The 15,262-nt window shown below is 64.3% G+C and carries 14 protein-coding genes; 2 read left to right on the top strand and 12 right to left on the bottom strand.

Features of this window, described 5'->3' with window-relative positions:
* Positions 1-52: 52 nt before the first annotated feature.
* Positions 53-937, bottom strand: coding sequence for a LysR family transcriptional regulator (locus tag PMI42_RS15595; RefSeq protein ID WP_008135710.1), 885 nt, complete (start codon positions 935-937; stop codon positions 53-55).
* Positions 938-1,058: 121 nt separating this feature from the next.
* Between PMI42_RS15595 and PMI42_RS15590 the strand changes: the two genes are divergently transcribed.
* Entirely contained in the window at positions 1,059-1,697 is a 639-nt protein-coding gene (locus PMI42_RS15590; RefSeq protein WP_008135708.1) for a pyridoxamine 5'-phosphate oxidase family protein, read from the top strand.
* A gap of 300 nt (positions 1,698-1,997) precedes the next feature.
* Here PMI42_RS15590 and PMI42_RS15585 read toward each other — a convergent pair whose 3' ends face one another.
* The 3 genes from PMI42_RS15585 to PMI42_RS15575 are packed head-to-tail and all read right to left on the bottom strand — an operon-like array spanning position 1,998 to position 5,541.
* Positions 1,998-2,729 (bottom strand): ABC transporter ATP-binding protein, encoded by a 732-nt coding sequence (locus PMI42_RS15585; protein ID WP_008135707.1) that lies wholly within the window; start codon positions 2,727-2,729, stop codon positions 1,998-2,000.
* Positions 2,726-4,495, bottom strand: coding sequence for a branched-chain amino acid ABC transporter ATP-binding protein/permease (locus PMI42_RS15580; protein ID WP_008135705.1), 1,770 nt, complete (start codon positions 4,493-4,495; stop codon positions 2,726-2,728). The genes PMI42_RS15585 and PMI42_RS15580 overlap by 4 nt, the downstream gene beginning before the upstream one ends.
* Positions 4,496-4,500: 5 nt before the next feature.
* The gene (locus tag PMI42_RS15575; RefSeq protein ID WP_008135704.1) at positions 4,501-5,541 is read right to left on the bottom strand and encodes a branched-chain amino acid ABC transporter permease; all 1,041 of its coding nucleotides are present in this window, start codon (positions 5,539-5,541) and stop codon (positions 4,501-4,503) included.
* A 176-nt stretch (positions 5,542-5,717) separates the two neighbouring features.
* On the opposite strand from PMI42_RS15575, the gene PMI42_RS15570 reads away from it, so the two are divergent.
* Complete coding sequence (locus PMI42_RS15570) at positions 5,718-6,251, top strand: MarR family winged helix-turn-helix transcriptional regulator (protein WP_008135703.1); 534 nt, start codon at positions 5,718-5,720, stop codon at positions 6,249-6,251.
* 47 nt (positions 6,252-6,298) lie between these two features.
* Here the strand turns inward: PMI42_RS15570 and PMI42_RS15565 are convergent, their stop codons facing one another.
* The 8 genes from PMI42_RS15565 to PMI42_RS15530 all read right to left on the bottom strand — a co-directional run bounded on the left by PMI42_RS15565 (position 6,299) and on the right by PMI42_RS15530 (position 15,255).
* Positions 6,299-7,582 (bottom strand): glycerate kinase type-2 family protein, encoded by a 1,284-nt coding sequence (locus PMI42_RS15565; protein ID WP_008135702.1) that lies wholly within the window; start codon positions 7,580-7,582, stop codon positions 6,299-6,301.
* A 172-nt stretch (positions 7,583-7,754) separates the two neighbouring features.
* Complete coding sequence (locus PMI42_RS15560; protein ID WP_008135701.1) at positions 7,755-8,984, bottom strand: ABC transporter substrate-binding protein; 1,230 nt, start codon at positions 8,982-8,984, stop codon at positions 7,755-7,757.
* A gap of 240 nt (positions 8,985-9,224) precedes the next feature.
* Positions 9,225-10,451, bottom strand: a complete 1,227-nt coding sequence (locus PMI42_RS15555; protein ID WP_008135700.1) for an ABC transporter substrate-binding protein — start codon at positions 10,449-10,451, stop codon at positions 9,225-9,227.
* A gap of 128 nt (positions 10,452-10,579) precedes the next feature.
* On the bottom strand, positions 10,580-11,809 hold the full coding sequence (locus PMI42_RS15550) for an ABC transporter substrate-binding protein (protein ID WP_008135699.1): 1,230 nt from the start codon (positions 11,807-11,809) through the stop codon (positions 10,580-10,582).
* Between the two features lie 24 nt (positions 11,810-11,833).
* Entirely contained in the window at positions 11,834-12,853 is a 1,020-nt protein-coding gene (locus PMI42_RS15545) for a branched-chain amino acid ABC transporter permease (RefSeq protein ID WP_008135698.1), read from the bottom strand.
* Between the two features lie 2 nt (positions 12,854-12,855).
* On the bottom strand, positions 12,856-13,734 hold the full coding sequence (locus PMI42_RS15540; RefSeq protein ID WP_008135695.1) for a branched-chain amino acid ABC transporter permease: 879 nt from the start codon (positions 13,732-13,734) through the stop codon (positions 12,856-12,858).
* 13 nt (positions 13,735-13,747) lie between these two features.
* Complete coding sequence (locus PMI42_RS15535) at positions 13,748-14,461, bottom strand: ABC transporter ATP-binding protein (RefSeq protein WP_008135694.1); 714 nt, start codon at positions 14,459-14,461, stop codon at positions 13,748-13,750.
* A complete protein-coding gene (locus tag PMI42_RS15530; RefSeq protein ID WP_008135691.1) occupies positions 14,458-15,255 on the bottom strand; it encodes an ABC transporter ATP-binding protein in 798 nt (265 codons plus the stop codon). Before PMI42_RS15530 ends, PMI42_RS15535 begins: the two co-directional genes overlap by 4 nt.
* Positions 15,256-15,262 lie beyond the last annotated feature (7 nt).

Genomic DNA, 15,262 nt, shown 5'->3' with positions numbered 1-15,262 from the left:
CCCGGCTCAGCAGCGCATCACTACGTGCTGCGCTGCGTCCGGGGCACGAGACCTACCCAAACTTCCACTCCGCCGTCTCCACTACGAGATCGACGAACGCACGTACCTTGGCCGAGAGCAGGCGCGAGGTCGGATAGACGATGTGGATCGGCAGCGCCGGCTGCTCGTATTTCGCCAGCACGATTCTGAGCCGCCCGCGCTTCAAGCCTTCGGCGGCCTGATAGGCCAGCACGCGCGTCACGCCGCCGCCAGCCTCGGCATATTGCAGGGCGGCGTCGGCGCTGTTGCTGGTGAAGCGTGGGCTCAACGTTACCTCGACGTCGCGGCCGTCCTGCATGAACTGCCAGCTGGCGGATGGCCCGAACTGGATGGATTGATGCTCCAGCAGCGCCTCCGGCGCCTTCGGCTCGCCATGCCGCTTCAGATAGGCGGGCGAGGCCACCACGATGCGGCGCATCTCGCCGACCTGGCGTGCGACCAGCGAGGAATCGGCCAGATGCCCGATCCGCACCGCGGCGTCGACGGCGTCTTCGACGAGATTGACCAGGTTGTCGGAGAGCCTGAGTTCGCAGGCGACCTCGGGATAGCGCTTGAGATAGTCGGTCATGACCGGACCGACATGCAGCCGGCCGAAGCCGACCGGCGCCGACACCACCAGACGTCCGCTCGGCCGGTTGCGCTCCTCCCGTGCCGAGCCGTCGGCCTCCTGGACATCGGCGAGAATCCGCCGGGCCCGTTCCAGATAGCGCGTGCCGACGTCGGTCAGCCTCACCTGACGGGTGGTTCGCTGCAGCAGCCGGGCGCCGAGATGCTCTTCCAGTGCAGCGATCAGTCGCGTCACCGCCGAGGGCGACAGCCGCAGTTTGCGGGCCGCCGGCGCAAAGCCACGCAGATCGGCGACGGTGACGAAAACGTGCATGGCTTCGAGGCGGTCCATGGAATTATTGCATATATTGCAATGATGAAGTGTCAATAAGCCAGATTGTTTTAAGCGTCGAAAGGTCCACATTTCGGGGCGAGAGACGCAGACATGCGCCGGAATTTCAGGAGATGTTCCGATGACGACAGCAGCCCACACCTACGCCAGCGACGTGGCCTTTACGCCGGCAGTCAAGTCGATCCAGGCCCGCAAGGGGTCGCGCGAGGCCTATGCCCGTGCCGAGCAGCATGGCTGGCGGACCGAGGTCGACGAGAAGCTGGCGAGCTTCCTGACGGAGGCGAACAGCTTCTATTTCGCCACCGCCTCGGCCGACGGCCAGCCCTATATCCAGCACCGCGGCGGCCCGAAGGGGTTTTTGAAGGTGCTGGACAAGCAGACGCTCGCCTTTGCCGACTACGCCGGCAACCAGCAGTTCATCACGCAAGGCAATGTGACGGAGAATCCCAAGGCCTACATCTTCGTGATGGATTACGCCCATCGCCGCCGGGTGAAGATCTGGGGCGAGGCCCGCGTGGTGGAAGATGACGATGCGTTGACGACGTCGCTGATGCCCAAGGGCTACCGCGCACGGCCGGAGCAGGTGATCCTGTTCAAGATCGCGGCGTGGGACACCAACTGCCCGCAGCACATTCCGCAGAAATTTGACGCTGAGGATGTGGCGCAAGCGCTGGCGGCGAGGGATCAGCGGATCGCGGAGCTGGAGGCGGAAGTCGCGGCGTTGAAAGGCAAAGCGAGCCTACCTTCTAGCGAAAGCTAGAGCGGCTCGTACGGTGTACCCTCTCCCCCTTGCGGGAGAGGGTGGCTCGTCGCGTGGCGGCGAGACGGGTGAGGGGTCTGTCTCCGCATGCAACAGTCCCACGTCGTCATTCGCGGAGAGAACCCCTCATTCATATCGTCGATGCGATCCAGGTGAGGAAGAGCGTCCGCGAGTCGCGCCCGGTCGATTTAGCAGCTGCTCCATCCACACCGTCATCGCGAGCGCAGCGAAGCAATCCAGAGTGTCTCCGCGGAAAGATTCTGGATTGCTTCGCTGCGCTCGCAATGACGGGGGAGGGAGCTACAGCACGCTCGCGCCCTCGTGCTGGAAGCCGAGATAGCTCGCCGCGACCCGTTCATTCGCCGCGATATCGCTGGCCTTGCCGCTGAGCACGAACTCGCCGAGTTCCATCACATAGGCCTGGTCCGCGATCTTCAGTGCGGCCTGCGCGTTCTGCTCGACCAGCAGTACCGAGACGCCGGCGGTGCGAAGTTCGGTGACGATGCGGAAGATATCCGCGACGATGATCGGGGCGAGGCCGAGGCTCGGCTCGTCCAGCATCAGCAGTTTTGGTTCGCCCATCAGCGCGCGGCCCATCGCGAGCATCTGCTGCTCGCCGCCGGAGAGCGTGCCGGCGAGCTGCTTGCGGCGCTCCTTCAGGCGCGGAAACAGCGTGTAGACACGTTCCATCGAGGCCTTCGCCCTGCTCCGCTCGATGCGGAAGGCGCCCAGCTCGAGATTGTCCTCGACATTCATGGTCACGAACAATTCGCGGTGTTCGGGGACGAGGCCGAGCCCCATCGCGACGCGATCCTCGATATCGAGCCGGGCGAGATCCTGGCCGGCAAAGGTGACGCGGCCCTTCAGCGGCAGGATGCCCATGATCGCCGACAGCAGCGTGGTCTTGCCGGCGCCGTTGGCGCCGACGATGGTGACGATCTGGTTCTGGCCGACTTCGAGCGAGACCGAACGCACCGCCTCGACCTTGCCATAGGCGACATGCGCGTCGGTGACGGACAACAGCGCGCTCATGCCGCCACTCCGAGATAGGCCTTGATCACTTCGGGATTGGTCTTGATCGTCGAAGGCGTTCCTTCCGCGATCTTGGTGCCGAAATCGAGTACCACGATGCGGTCGGCGAGGTTCATGACGAAGCCCATGTCGTGCTCGACCAAAAGGACGGACATGCCGCCGTCGCGCAGCTCACGGAGCAGGGTGGCGAGCCGCTGCTTCTCCATGTGACGCAGGCCCGCGGCCGGTTCGTCGAGCAGCAGCAGCATCGGATCGACGCAGAGCGCGCGCGCGATCTCGACGATGCGCTGCTGGCCCAGCGAGAGGCTGCCTGCGAGCTGATGCATCTGGTCGGCCAGGCCGACGCGCTCGATCTGGCGTGCGGCTTCCGCGAGCAGTTTTGCTTCGTCGGCACGATCGAGCCGCAGCATGGAAGAGAGTGGGCCGGAATGGCCGCGCAGATGCGCACCGATCGCGACGTTCTCCAGCACGGTCATGTCGGGGACGAGCTTCACATGCTGGAAGGTCCTGCTGATGCCGAGCTTGACGATCTCCTGCGGCGGCGCCCGATCGACTTTCTTGCCGAGCACCGAGATCGAGCCCGAGGTCGCCGACAGCACGCCGGTGATCAGGTTGAACGTCGTGCTCTTGCCGGCGCCGTTCGGCCCGATCAGCGCGACGATCTCGCGGGCCTGGACGTCGAAGGAGACGTTGTTGACCGCGATCACGCCGCCGAATTGCTTGCGGGCTTTCTCGACCTGAAGGAGGACGCCGGACTGGATGGGCGTGCGGGTTCGCTGCTCCAGCTTGAGCGATGCATCGGGCTTTTTGCCACTGCTGCGCTCGGGCAGGAACGACATCAGCCAGGGCCAGAGGCCGCCGGGTGCGAGCTGCAGCAGCGCCACCAGCATGATGCCGAACACGATGGTCTCGACCTGCCCGGAGCCGGGCAGGATCAGCGGCAGATAGCTTTGCAGCACTTCCTTGAGCACCACGACGATCGCCGCGCCCAGCACGCCGCCCCAGACATAGCCGGCGCCGCCGACCACCGCGATGAAGAGATACTCGATGCCGGCCTGCGCGCCGAACGGCGTCGGGTTCACCGCGCGCTGGAGATGGGCGTAGAGCCAGCCGGACAGGCCGGCCAGTACGGCGGCATGGATGAACACCAGCAGCTTTGCGCGCGGCGTGTGCACGCCGAATGCTTCCGCCGCGACGTGGCCGCGCCGCAGCGCGCGGATGGCGCGGCCGGTGCGGGAATCCAGCAGGTTCATCGTGAGCAGGGCCGAGACGATCACCGCGACCCAGATCGCGTAATAGATCGAGCCGGGCGAGAGCATCTTGTACGTGCCGATCGACAGCGGCGGGATCGCCGAGATGCCGTCGTTACGGCCGAGAAACTCCAGCTTGCTGAAGAGATAAAACAGGCCGAGCCCCCAGGCGAGCGTGCCGAGCGGCAGATAGTGGCCGGAGAGGCGGACCGTGACGAGGCCGAGCAGCACGGCCAACAGGCCGCTGACCACGAGCGACAACGGCAGCGTCAGCCAGGGCGAGAGGCCATAGGTCGTCGTCAGCACGGCCGTGGTGTAGGCACCGAAGCCGACAAAGGCTGCCTGACCGAACGAGGTGAGGCCGCCGACGCCGGTGAGCAGCACGAGGCCCATCGCGACCAGGGCGGTGAGGCCGATATTGTCGAGCAGCACGATCCAGAACGGCGGCATGCCCGGAACGAACGGGATCGCCGCCATGACAGCTGCGAAGATGAGGATGGGAAGCCGGCTCTGCATGCGCCTCAGTCCTTCTCTTCCTCGACCGCGGGCGCGGCCAGCGAGCGCAGCAGCAGCACGGGGATCAGCAGCATGAAGACGATCACTTCCTTGTAGTTGGAGGCATAGAAGGACGAGAACGCCTCGACGATGCCGACGACCAGCGCCGCGACGGCGGTGAGCGGATAGCTGACGAGGCCGCCGATGATGGCGGCGACGAAGCCCTTCAGGCCGATCAGGAAGCCGGAGTCATAGTAGAGCGTCGTGATCGGCACGATCATGATGCCCGACAGCGCGCCGATGACGGAGGCGAGCAGGAAGGCGATCTGCCCGGACAGCGTGGTGCGGATGCCGGCCAGCCGTGCGCCGAGCCGGTTCACGGCGGTCGCGCGCAGCGCCTTGCCGTAGAGCGTCAGGCCGAAGAACAGCCAGAGCCCGACGATGAAGGCGATGGTGATGGCGTAGACGGTGATGCTCTGGCCGGTGAAGCGCAGCGCGCCGGCGGTGAAGGCGCCTGACAGCACGGCAGGTCCGCGCTGGCCCTCGGCCCCGAAAAACAGGAGGCCGAGGCCCTGAAGCGCGAGGTGGACGCCCACCGATGCGATCAGCAGCACCAGCACGGAGGTGTGCGCCAGCGGCTGGAACGCGATGCGGTAGAGATAGAGGCCGATCATCGCCACGATCACCAGCGACAGCGCGATGCAGATCGCCACCGGCGGCTTCTGGGCGGCGAAGTAGATGGTCAGCGCCAGCACGATGGAAGGCAGCACGATATTGGTGAGGACGCTGCGCAGGATCAGCCGGCCATGCAGCGCCTTGCGAGCCACGAACAGGTCGAAGGCGCAGGCGCCGATGCCCAGCGCCAGCGCGAGCTTTGCCGTGCCGGGCATCTGGCCCGCGGCCAGCGAGGCATAGGTCAGCGCGCCGTAGGTGACGAATTCGCCCTGGGGAATCAGGATGACGCGGGTGACGGCAAACACCAGCACCAGCGCCAGGCCGAGCAGCGCGTAGATCGCGCCATTGGTGATGCCGTCCTGCACCAGGAACAGCATGATGGTGGTGTTCAAGACCGGACGCTCCCCCTCAAAGATCGGGACCGGTCTCCGCAATTGCGGTGGACGGTCCGCTCACAGCCATTGAAACGCTGACGATATTTGATATGGTCCATAACAATTATCAAATATAACATCAAGGGCGGGCGGACGACCCGTCCCGAATTTAGCGGGATTACGAGCACGAGGCGATGACCGTTTCCAAAACCGCTGAAAAGTCCTCTGAAAAGTCCGGTGACGCGGCCAAGGGCCGCAAGGACGCCGGCGAGTCGCAAGGACAGGTTCACGCCGAGGCCCTCCAGCTCGGCGAGCTCTCCGAGCAGCTCGGCTACGTCCTGAAGCGGGCGCAGCTCAAGGTGTTCGAGAATTTCCTGCGCTGCATGGCCTCGCTCCAGCTCACGCCGGCGCAGTTCTCCGTGCTGCTGCTGGTCGAGAAGAACCCTGGCCGTAACCAGACCGAGGTCGCCTCCACCCTCGGCATCCTGCGCCCGAATTTCGTGGCCCTGCTCGACAATCTCGAGAGCCGCGACCTCTGCGCCCGGATCCGCTCCACCAACGACCGCCGCTCGCACATCCTGGTCTTGACCGACAAGGGCAAGGCCGTGCTGGCGCGGGCGAAAAAGCTCGTCGCCACCAAGCACGAGGCGCGGCTGAACGAGCTTTTGGGGCAGGCCAATCGCGAAGCCCTGCTCGGGATGCTGTCGAAGATCGCCAACGAGTTTTGAGGCCCGGCTCTCGCCGCTCGCAATGACGGCGGAGGACTGGCGCCGGCTCAGTCCACCAAAATCACGCGGATGTCGTTGACGTTCGTCAGGGTCGGGCCGGGCTGGAGCAGGTCGTCGGTGGCCTCGAAGAACGTCGTCGCGTCGTTGTTGTCCAGATAGGCCTGCGGCTGCAGCCCTTGCGCCTTCATCTTGGCGAAGGTCGATGCGTCGATCAGGGCGCCTGCGGGGTCGGTGGGATGGCCGGCGCCGCCGTCGGCGCCATCGGTGTCGCCGGCAAGCGCCGAGATGTTTGGCGTGTCCTTCAACAGCGCGGCCAGTGCCAGCGCGTATTCCTGGTTCGGGCCGCCGCGGCCATTGCCGCGCACGGTGACCGTGAGCTCGCCGCCGGAGAGGATCGCGAGGCGCTTGCCTTGCGCGCGCGCGTCGAGCGCCATCCTGGCATGGGCGGCGGCGACCTCGCGGGCCTCGCCTTCGAGATCGGCACCGAGGTCGATGGTCTCGTAGCCGGCGTCTTTTGCGAGCTTCACCGCGGCGTCGAGCGACTGTTTTGGCCGCGCGATCAATTCGAAATGCGCGCGGGCAAAGGCGGCATCGCCGGGCTTGGCGCTTTCGTTGGCGGGATTGTCGAGCGCGCTGCGCACGGCGTCGTCGATCGCGAGCTTGTACCTGGCGACGATCGCGCGTGCGTCCGCCAGCGTGGTCGGATCGGGTACGGTCGGGCCGGAGGCGATCGCGGAGGGATCGTCATGCGGTACGTCGGAGATCGCGAGCGTCACGATCTCGGCGGCATTTCTGCCGGCGCGCGCGAGCCGGCCGCCCTTGATCCGCGAGAGATGCTTGCGCACGACGTTCATCTCGCCGATCGGCGCGCCGGAGCGCAGCAGCGCTTTGTTGACCGCCTGCTTCTGCGCAAAGCTGATGCCGTCCACCGGCGCGATCCAGTTCGCCGAGCCGCCGCCGGTGAGCAGCACCAGCAGCAGATCGTCAGGGCCGGCCTCGCCTGCGAGCGCGAGCGTGTCGGCCGCGCCCTTGAGGCCGGCTTCGTCAGGCACGGGATGGCCGGCCTCGACCACGCGGATGCGGCGCGTCGGCACGCCGTAGCCATGGCGGGTGGTGGCGATGCCGACGAGGCGCTCCGGCGGAAGCTGCAGCGTGTCGAGATAATGCCGCTCCGCGGCCGCGGCCATCGCGGCGGCGCCCTTGCCGGCGGCGAGGCAGATCACGCGCCCCTTCGGCGCGGGGCGCAGGTGCGCCGCCAGGATCGTGCTCGGATGGGCGGCGGCAACGGCGGCGTCGTAGAGCGCGCGGAGCAGGGGACGTCGGTCGGTCATGACGAAGGCCTTCGGCGGACTATAGCAGCGACATGCCTACCGCATCGGGCGCAAAAGCGTAAGCAGGCTTTACCATCATTCGATTGTGCAATCGCGTAATCATAATCAGGTCAGCAAAAACTCCCTGCGATCATCTCGCAGGGAGTTTGTCGTTATCGCATATTTCAGACGGTTAGCCGCCCGCGTCGGCGCTGATCACGTCGCCGAACAGTTCCCACTTCTCGCCCTTGAACCTCTCGAGCTGAAGCTGGCTGATCGGCGCGAAATCGGCAGGCGAGGTGTTGATCTTCACGCCCGGCAGCAGCGCCTCGGTGCGGAAGTCCTTCAGATTCGCCGCCTGCTTCATGATGTTCTCGCGCGTGAGATCGTCGCCGCACTGCTTCAGGACCTGAACCAGCGTCTGGGCCACGGCATAGCCGACGATGGTGCCCTTATCGAGCTTGTCGCCCTCGGGGAAGTATTTGGTCATGAACGCCAGGAAGTCCTTCATGCCGGGATCGTTGGTCCACGCGGTATCCGACACGTCCTTGAGATAGTCGGCCGAGATGATGTCCTGGCCGTTCTCGAAGCCGGCGGGCTTCATCACGCTGCCGACCGAGGCCGAGACGTTGTTGAGGAAGTGCAGCGGCTTCCAGCCGATCTCGGCGTTCTTCTTGATCGCCTGCGCTGCGAATTTCGGCGTCGTGATGTTCATGAAGACGTCGGCGCCGGTCGATTTCAGCTTGACGATGTGGTTGTCGATGGTCGGCTCGGAGGTCTCATAGCTCTCTTCCATGACGATCATCGACGCAGCCTTGGCGCCGAGCCCGTCCTTCAGGCCCTTCAGGTAGTCCTTGCCGTAATCGTCGTTCTGGTAGAGCACGGCGATCTTGGCGTCCGGCTTGTTCTTGAGCAGCCACTTCGCATAGATCTGCGTCTCGCTCTGGTAGTTGGGCTGCCAGCCCATGGTCCAGGGGAAGTTCTGCGGATCGTTCCACTTGGTGGCGCCGGTGGCGACGAACAGCTGCGGCACCTTCTTGGAGTTCATGTATTTGTGGATCGCCGAGTTCGGCGGCGTGCCGAGCGAGTTGAAGATGAACAGCACCTCGTCGCTCTCGACCAGCTTGCGCGCCTGCTCCACCGTCTTCGGCGGCGAATAGGCGTCGTCATAGCTGATGTAGTTGATCTTGCGGCCGTTGATGCCGCCCTCGTCGTTGATCTTCTTGAAATAGGCGGCTTCGGTCCGCCCGATGATGCCGTAGGCGGAGGCCGGTCCGCTGTAGGGCATGATGTTGCCGATCTTGATCTCGGTGTCGGTCGCGCCGGTATCGTATTTCTTCTGGGCCGATGCAGTGGAGGCCGAGGCCGCAATGAGCGCAAGCGCGAGCGACGCGGCCGCAAGTTTGCCGGTGACAGCGGGCATTCCTATCTCCCTATTTTTTTGGTGTGTGTGCGTCCCTTTTCTTGTGTTGCTTGTTTTTGGCGACGCAGCCGCAATTCAATACGATTTGCCTGATGCCTTCAACAGAAAGCCCCTGCGACGACGCCGCAGGGGCTGCTTCTTTAGTAGTCAGGAAGGGGCGCGGTCCGGTGTGCGGATGCGAGACGGCGCAGCTGTCTTTGGTTGATTGATTGGATTTCGTCGATTTTGAGTTGCGCGGGCTCAATGCCCGAGATCGCTCGAGATGACGTCGCCGAACAGCTCCCATTTCCTGCCTTTGAAGCGCATCATCTGGAGCTGCTCGATGGGCGCGAAATTATCCGCCGCGGTGTTGATTTTGATGCCGGGCAGCAGTGTGTCGGGCGCGAAATCCTTCAAGGAAGCGGCCTGCTTCATGACGTTCTCGCGGGTGAGATCGTCGCCGCACATCTGCAGCACCTTCACCATGGTCTGGGCCGCGGCATAGCCGAACACCACGCCGGCATCGAGCTTGTTGGCCTTGGGATCGTATTTGGCGAGGAAGTTGTAGAATTTCTTCATGCCGTCATCGGCATTCCATTGCGGGTCCGAGCCGTCCTTGGTGTAGCTCGCCGACAGGATGCCTTGCGAGATCTCGAGGCCCGCCGGCTCCAGCACGCCGCCCACCGAGGCCGAGACGTTGGAGATGATGTGGATCGGATGCCAGTTGATCTCGGCCGCCTTCTTGATCGCCTGCGCCGCGAATTTCGGCGTGGTGATGCTGATGAAGACGTCGGCGCCGGAGGCCTTCAGCTTCACGACGTGCTCGTCGATCGCTGGCTCCGAGGTGTCGTAGCCGTCTGCCATTGCGATCATCGAGGCCTTGGCGCCCAGGCCGTCCTTCAGTCCCCTCAGATAGTCCTTGCCGAAATCGTCGTTCTGGTAGAGCACGCCGATCTTCGCGTCCGGCTTGTCCTTCATGATGTACTTGGCGTAGATCCGCGCCTCGCTGGCGTAGCTCGGCTGCCAACCCATCGTCCACGGATATTGCTTCGGATCGTTCCATTTCGAGGCGCCGCTCGCCACGAACAATTGCGGCACTTTCTTCTCGTTCATGTATTTGCGGATGGCGCCATTGGTGGAGGTGCCGAGCGAGCCGAAGATCAGCAGCACCCCGTCGCTCTCGACCAGCTTGCGCGCCTGCTCCACCGTCTTCGGCGGCGAATAGCCGTCGTCATAGGAGATGAACTTGATCTTGCGGCCGTTGATGCCGCCCTCGGCATTGACCTTGGCGAAATAGGCTTCCTCGGTCTTGCCGATGACGGCATAGGCGGAGGCCGGCCCGCTATAGGGCATGATGTTGCCGATCCTGATCTCGGTATCGGACGCGCCGCTGTCGTATTTCGTCTGCGCCAGCGCCGGACCGGGCATCGCAGTGCACAATGCGAGTGCGGCCGAGAAGGCCGCAATCTGGAATCGAACGGCGATCATGGGTCTCCTACCCCGGGCTGGATCGGTCGCATTGAACAAGATTGACGCCCGACGTCAACAAAAAGCCCCCGCGGTCTCCCGCGGGGGCTTTTCGACTCTTCGATCGGACTTGGACTATGGCGTCAGCGTCACTCGGAGGCGACGTCGCCGCTGATGATCTCGCCGAACAGCTCCCACTTCTCGCCCTTGAAGCGCTGCATCTGGAGCTGCGAGATCGGGGCGAAGTCGGTGGCGCTGGTGTTGATCTTGACGCCGGGCAGCAGGGTGTCCGGAGCAAAATCCTTCAGGGAAGCGGCCTGCTTCATCAGGTTGGCGCGGGTGAGGTCGTCACCGCACATTTCCAGCGTTTTGACCAGGGTCGACGCCGCGCCATAGCCGTAGACCATGCCGGTGTCGGTCTTGTCGGCGCCGGGCATGTACTTGTCGACGAACTCGTTCCACTTCTTCATGCCGGGGTCGTTGTTCCACTGCGGATCGGTGGAATCCTTGGCATAGGCCGCCGACAGCACCTCCTGCGAGGCCTCGAAGCCGGCCGGCTTCATCACGCTGCCGACCGAGATCGACACATTGGTGAGGATCTGGAGCGGCTTCCAGCTGAGCTCGGCGGTCTTCTTGATGGTCTGGGCCGCGAACTTCGGCGTCGCGTAGATCAGCAGCACGTCGGGATTGGCGGCCTTGATCTTGACGATGTGACCCTCGATCGAGGGCTCGGAGACTTCATAGCTCTCTTCCATGACGATCATGGACGCGCTCTTGGCGCCGAGACCGTCCTTGGTGCCCTTGAGGTAGTCTTTGCCGAAATCGTCGTTCTGATAGAGGATCGCGACCTTGGCGTTCGGCTTTTCCTTCATCAGCCATTTCGCGTAGATCTGCGCTTCGCTCTGGTAGGAGGGCTGCCAGCCGATGGTCCAGGGGAAATTCTTCGGGTCGTTCCACTTGGTGGCGCCGGTCGCGACGAAGAGCTGCGGGATCTTCTTGGCGTTCAGGTACTTCTGGATCGCCGTGTTCGAGGGCGTGCCGAGCGGATTGTACACGGCCAGGACCTCGTCGCTCTCGACGAGCTTGCGGACCTGCTCGACGGCCTTCGGCGGCGAATAGGCGTCGTCATAGGTGACGAAGGTGATCTTGCGGCCGTTGATGCCGCCCTTGTCGTTGATCATCTTGAAATAGGCTTCTTCGGTCTTGCCGATGATGCCATAGGCCGACGCCGGACCGCTGTACGGCATGATGTTGCCGATCTTGATCTCGGTGTCGGACGCGCCGGTGTCGTATTTCTTCTGAGCGAGCGCAGCGCCGCAGGTGAGGGTCGCGACCGCCGTTACCAGTGCGGTGGTTCGCAGTATTCTTCCTAGAAACAATTTGGTCTCCTTCAATGAGGGTTTTCAGTTCTTCCTGAGCCTGCCGGCGAGCTGCTGGCCCAGGATTGCGACTTGCCTTGCGCCATGCGGCACCAGGTAGATGACGGCGAACAGGAGCACGCCGAACACCGCGCCGGAGAGGCCCTTGGAGATGCCTTCCGCGATGTTCGGCACGAAGATGATGAAGGCGGCGCCGACGATCGAGCCGGGCAGCCAGCCCACGCCGCCGACCACCATGCCGAGGAACAGCGAGATCGCGAGCGTGATGGTGTAGCTGTCGGGCGCGACAAACTGCACCGCGATGGCGCCGAGCGAACCGGCGATGCCGGTGATGGCGGCGGAGACGCCGAAGGCCAGCGTCTTGTACAGCGCGACGTCGACGCCCATGGCGGAAGCCGCGATCTCGTTGTCGCGGATCGCCATGAAGGCGCGGCCCGAACGGGAGCGCAGCAGGTTCACCGAGAAGATGTAGATCGCGAGCACCACGGCGAGCGAGAAGTAGTAGAGCCACATGTCCTGCGACATCGGCAGGCCGAACGGCGCATCGGGCTTGGTGACGACGAGGCCCTGCACGCCGCCGGTCCAGTGCTCGAGGAAGTTCAGCTTCAGCAGCTGCGGCATCGCGGTGGCGAGCGCGAAGGTCGCGAGCGCGAGGTAAACGCCGGAGAGTCGCAGTGCCGGCTGCCCGAACAGGAAGCCGAAGGCGAAGCAGACGACGCCCGCGATCGGCAGGGTCAGCGCGTAGTTGACGTTGAAGTGCTCCATCAGCACCGCGGTCGTGTAGGCGCCGACGGCGTAGAACGCGCTCTGGCCGAGCGAGAACTGGCCGCTTCCGCCGGTCAGGATGTTCAGCGCCAGCACCGCCAGCCCGTAGATCAAAAGCATCGTCATCTGGAAGATGATGAAGTTCTTGACGAAGACGGGCATGATGATCAGCGCGGCGAGCACCACCAGCGAGGTGCCGGTGCCCAGTGTCATGGCCCGCTTCGGAACGGCCTCGACCGCCTGGTGGCCTTCTGCAACGACTTCTTCTGCGGCGCTCATGATCAAACTCGCTTGACGATGTGCCGGCCGAAAAGGCCAGCGGGTTTGACGACCAGGACGGAGATGATCAGCGCGAGCGCGATCGGGAGTTTCAGCTCGTTGCCGACGCCGGGGATGTAGGTTCCGGCGAGGTTCTCGAACACGCCGACCAGGAAGCCGCCGACCACGGCGCCGAACGGGCTGGTCAGTCCGCCCAGCACCGCCGCGGCAAAGCCGTAGATCAGCACGCCGCCCATCATGTTGGGCTCGAGGAACACGACCGGGGCGATCAGCATGCCCGCGATCGAGCCGATCGCGGTCGCCATGCCCCAGCCGAGCGCGATCATCCAGCTCGTGTTGATGCCGACGAGACGGGCCGATTCAGGCACGGATGCGGCCGCGCGCATGGCAAGACCAATGCGGGTGTACTGGAAGAAGAAGTAGAGGCCGAGCAGCAGCAGCACCGTGACGCCGATCATGCCGGCCTGGTGGGTCGAGATCAGCTGGCTGCCGAGGAACGGCGAGGAGCCGAACGGGGTCGGATATTGCTTGATGGTGAAGTCCCAGATCAGGCCGGCCGAGGAGTTGATGATCGCGAACAGCGCGATGAAGCCGGCGACATTGGTCAGCACCGGCGCCTTCGTCAGCGGCTTGAACAGGATGCGCTCGATTGCGATGCCGGCGACAAAAGAGAATGCCAGCGTGATCACGAAGGCGGCCCAGTAGGGCACGCCCCACTGCATCAGCTGCCAGGAGATGAAGGTCGAGAACATCGCCATCTCGCCCTGCGCGAAATTGAGATGGTCGATGGCCTGGTAGATCATGACCACGGCGAGTGCCATGCAGGCATAGATCGCGCCCGTGGCGATGCCGGCCAGCACCTGGTTGGTGAAAAGCTCCATCGTGCCGGCTCCCTCAATAACCCAGATAGGATTTGCGGATTTCTTCGTTGTTCGCGATGTCCTTGGCATTGCCCGACATCACGATGCGGCCGGTCTCGATCACATAGGCCTGGTCGGCGAGCTCGAGCGCGAGCTGCGCGTTCTGCTCGACCACCAGGATCGACACCTTGTCCTCGCGGTTGATCTTGCCGAGGATGCCGAACAGGTCGCGCACCACCAGCGGGGCGAGGCCGAACGACGGCTCGTCCAGCAGCATCAGCCGCGGCCGCAGCATCAGCGCGCGGGCGACCGCGAGCATCTGCTGCTCGCCGCCCGAGAGCGTGCCGGCCTGCTGGGTGTGGCGCTGCTTGAGCACCGGGAAATGCGCATACATGCGCTCGATGTCGGAGACGATGCCGGCGCTGTCCTTGCGGGTGATGGCGCCAAGCTGAAGGTTCTCCTCCACCGTCATGGTGGTGAAGGTGCCGCGGCCCTGCGGCACGTGGGCGATGCCGAACCGCACGATGCTTTCGGTGGAGCGGTTGTTCAGCGGCTTGCCGTCGAACTCGATGCCGCCGGTCGAGCGCACCATGTTGCAGATCGCGCGCAGCGTCGTGGTCTTGCCGGCGCCGTTGGCGCCCAGCAGCGTTGTCAGCGATCCCTCGTTGAGCGAGAAGGACAGGCCATGGAGCGCCTGGACCTGGCCGTAATAGGCGCGCAGGTCCTTGACGTTGAGCAGCGTCGTCATTGGTCCTTGCTCCCGAGATAGGCCTTGATGACGTCGGGGTCCACCTGCACCTGGGCGGGGGTGCCTTCCGCGAGCTTCTTGCCGAAATTGAGCGCGACGACGTGGTCGGCGATCGACATCACGAGGCCCATGTGATGCTCGACCAGCAGTACCGTCATGTGGCGTTCGTCGCGGATGCGGCGGATCAGGTCGCCGAGTACGTAGACTTCCTCGTGGTTGAGGCCGCCGGCGGGCTCGTCGAGCAGCAGGATCTTCGGGTCGGCAGCTAACGCGCGTGCCAGCTCGACCCGCTTCTGGGTGCCGAACGGCAGCCCGGACACCACGGTGTGGGCGACGTCCTCGAGGTCGAGATAGGCGAGGATCTCGTGCACCTTCTTGTTGACGTCGGTCTCGCTGCGGCGGATCCAGGCGAGGCGCAGCGAGTCGCTGATGATGTCGCTGGAGGTCCGCGCATGCGTGCCGACGCGGACATTGTCCATCACCGACAGGTTCGGAAACAGCGCCACGTTCTGGAAGGTGCGGCCGATGCCGATCTCGGCGATCCGGTGCGGCGGACGCGACAAGATGCTCGCGCCTTCCATCAGGATGTCGCCGGACGACGGCTGGTAGAGCCGGGAGAGGCAGTTGAAGAGCGTGGTCTTGCCGGCACCGTTGGGGCCGATCAATCCGAGGATCTGGCCCTTGTGCATGTCAAAGGACACGCCGTTGAGCGCGACGATGCCGCCGAACACGACGCTGACGTCGCGAACCGCGAGCAGGGGCGATGTCCCCTGCGCGAGCTGTGCCTGCGTCATGTCGTCT

Source organism: Bradyrhizobium sp. YR681 (assembly GCF_000282615.1).
GTDB lineage: Bacteria > Pseudomonadota > Alphaproteobacteria > Rhizobiales > Xanthobacteraceae > Bradyrhizobium.
Note: the sequence above shows the minus strand (reverse complement) of the source record. Positions and strands in the feature narration are given on the sequence as shown.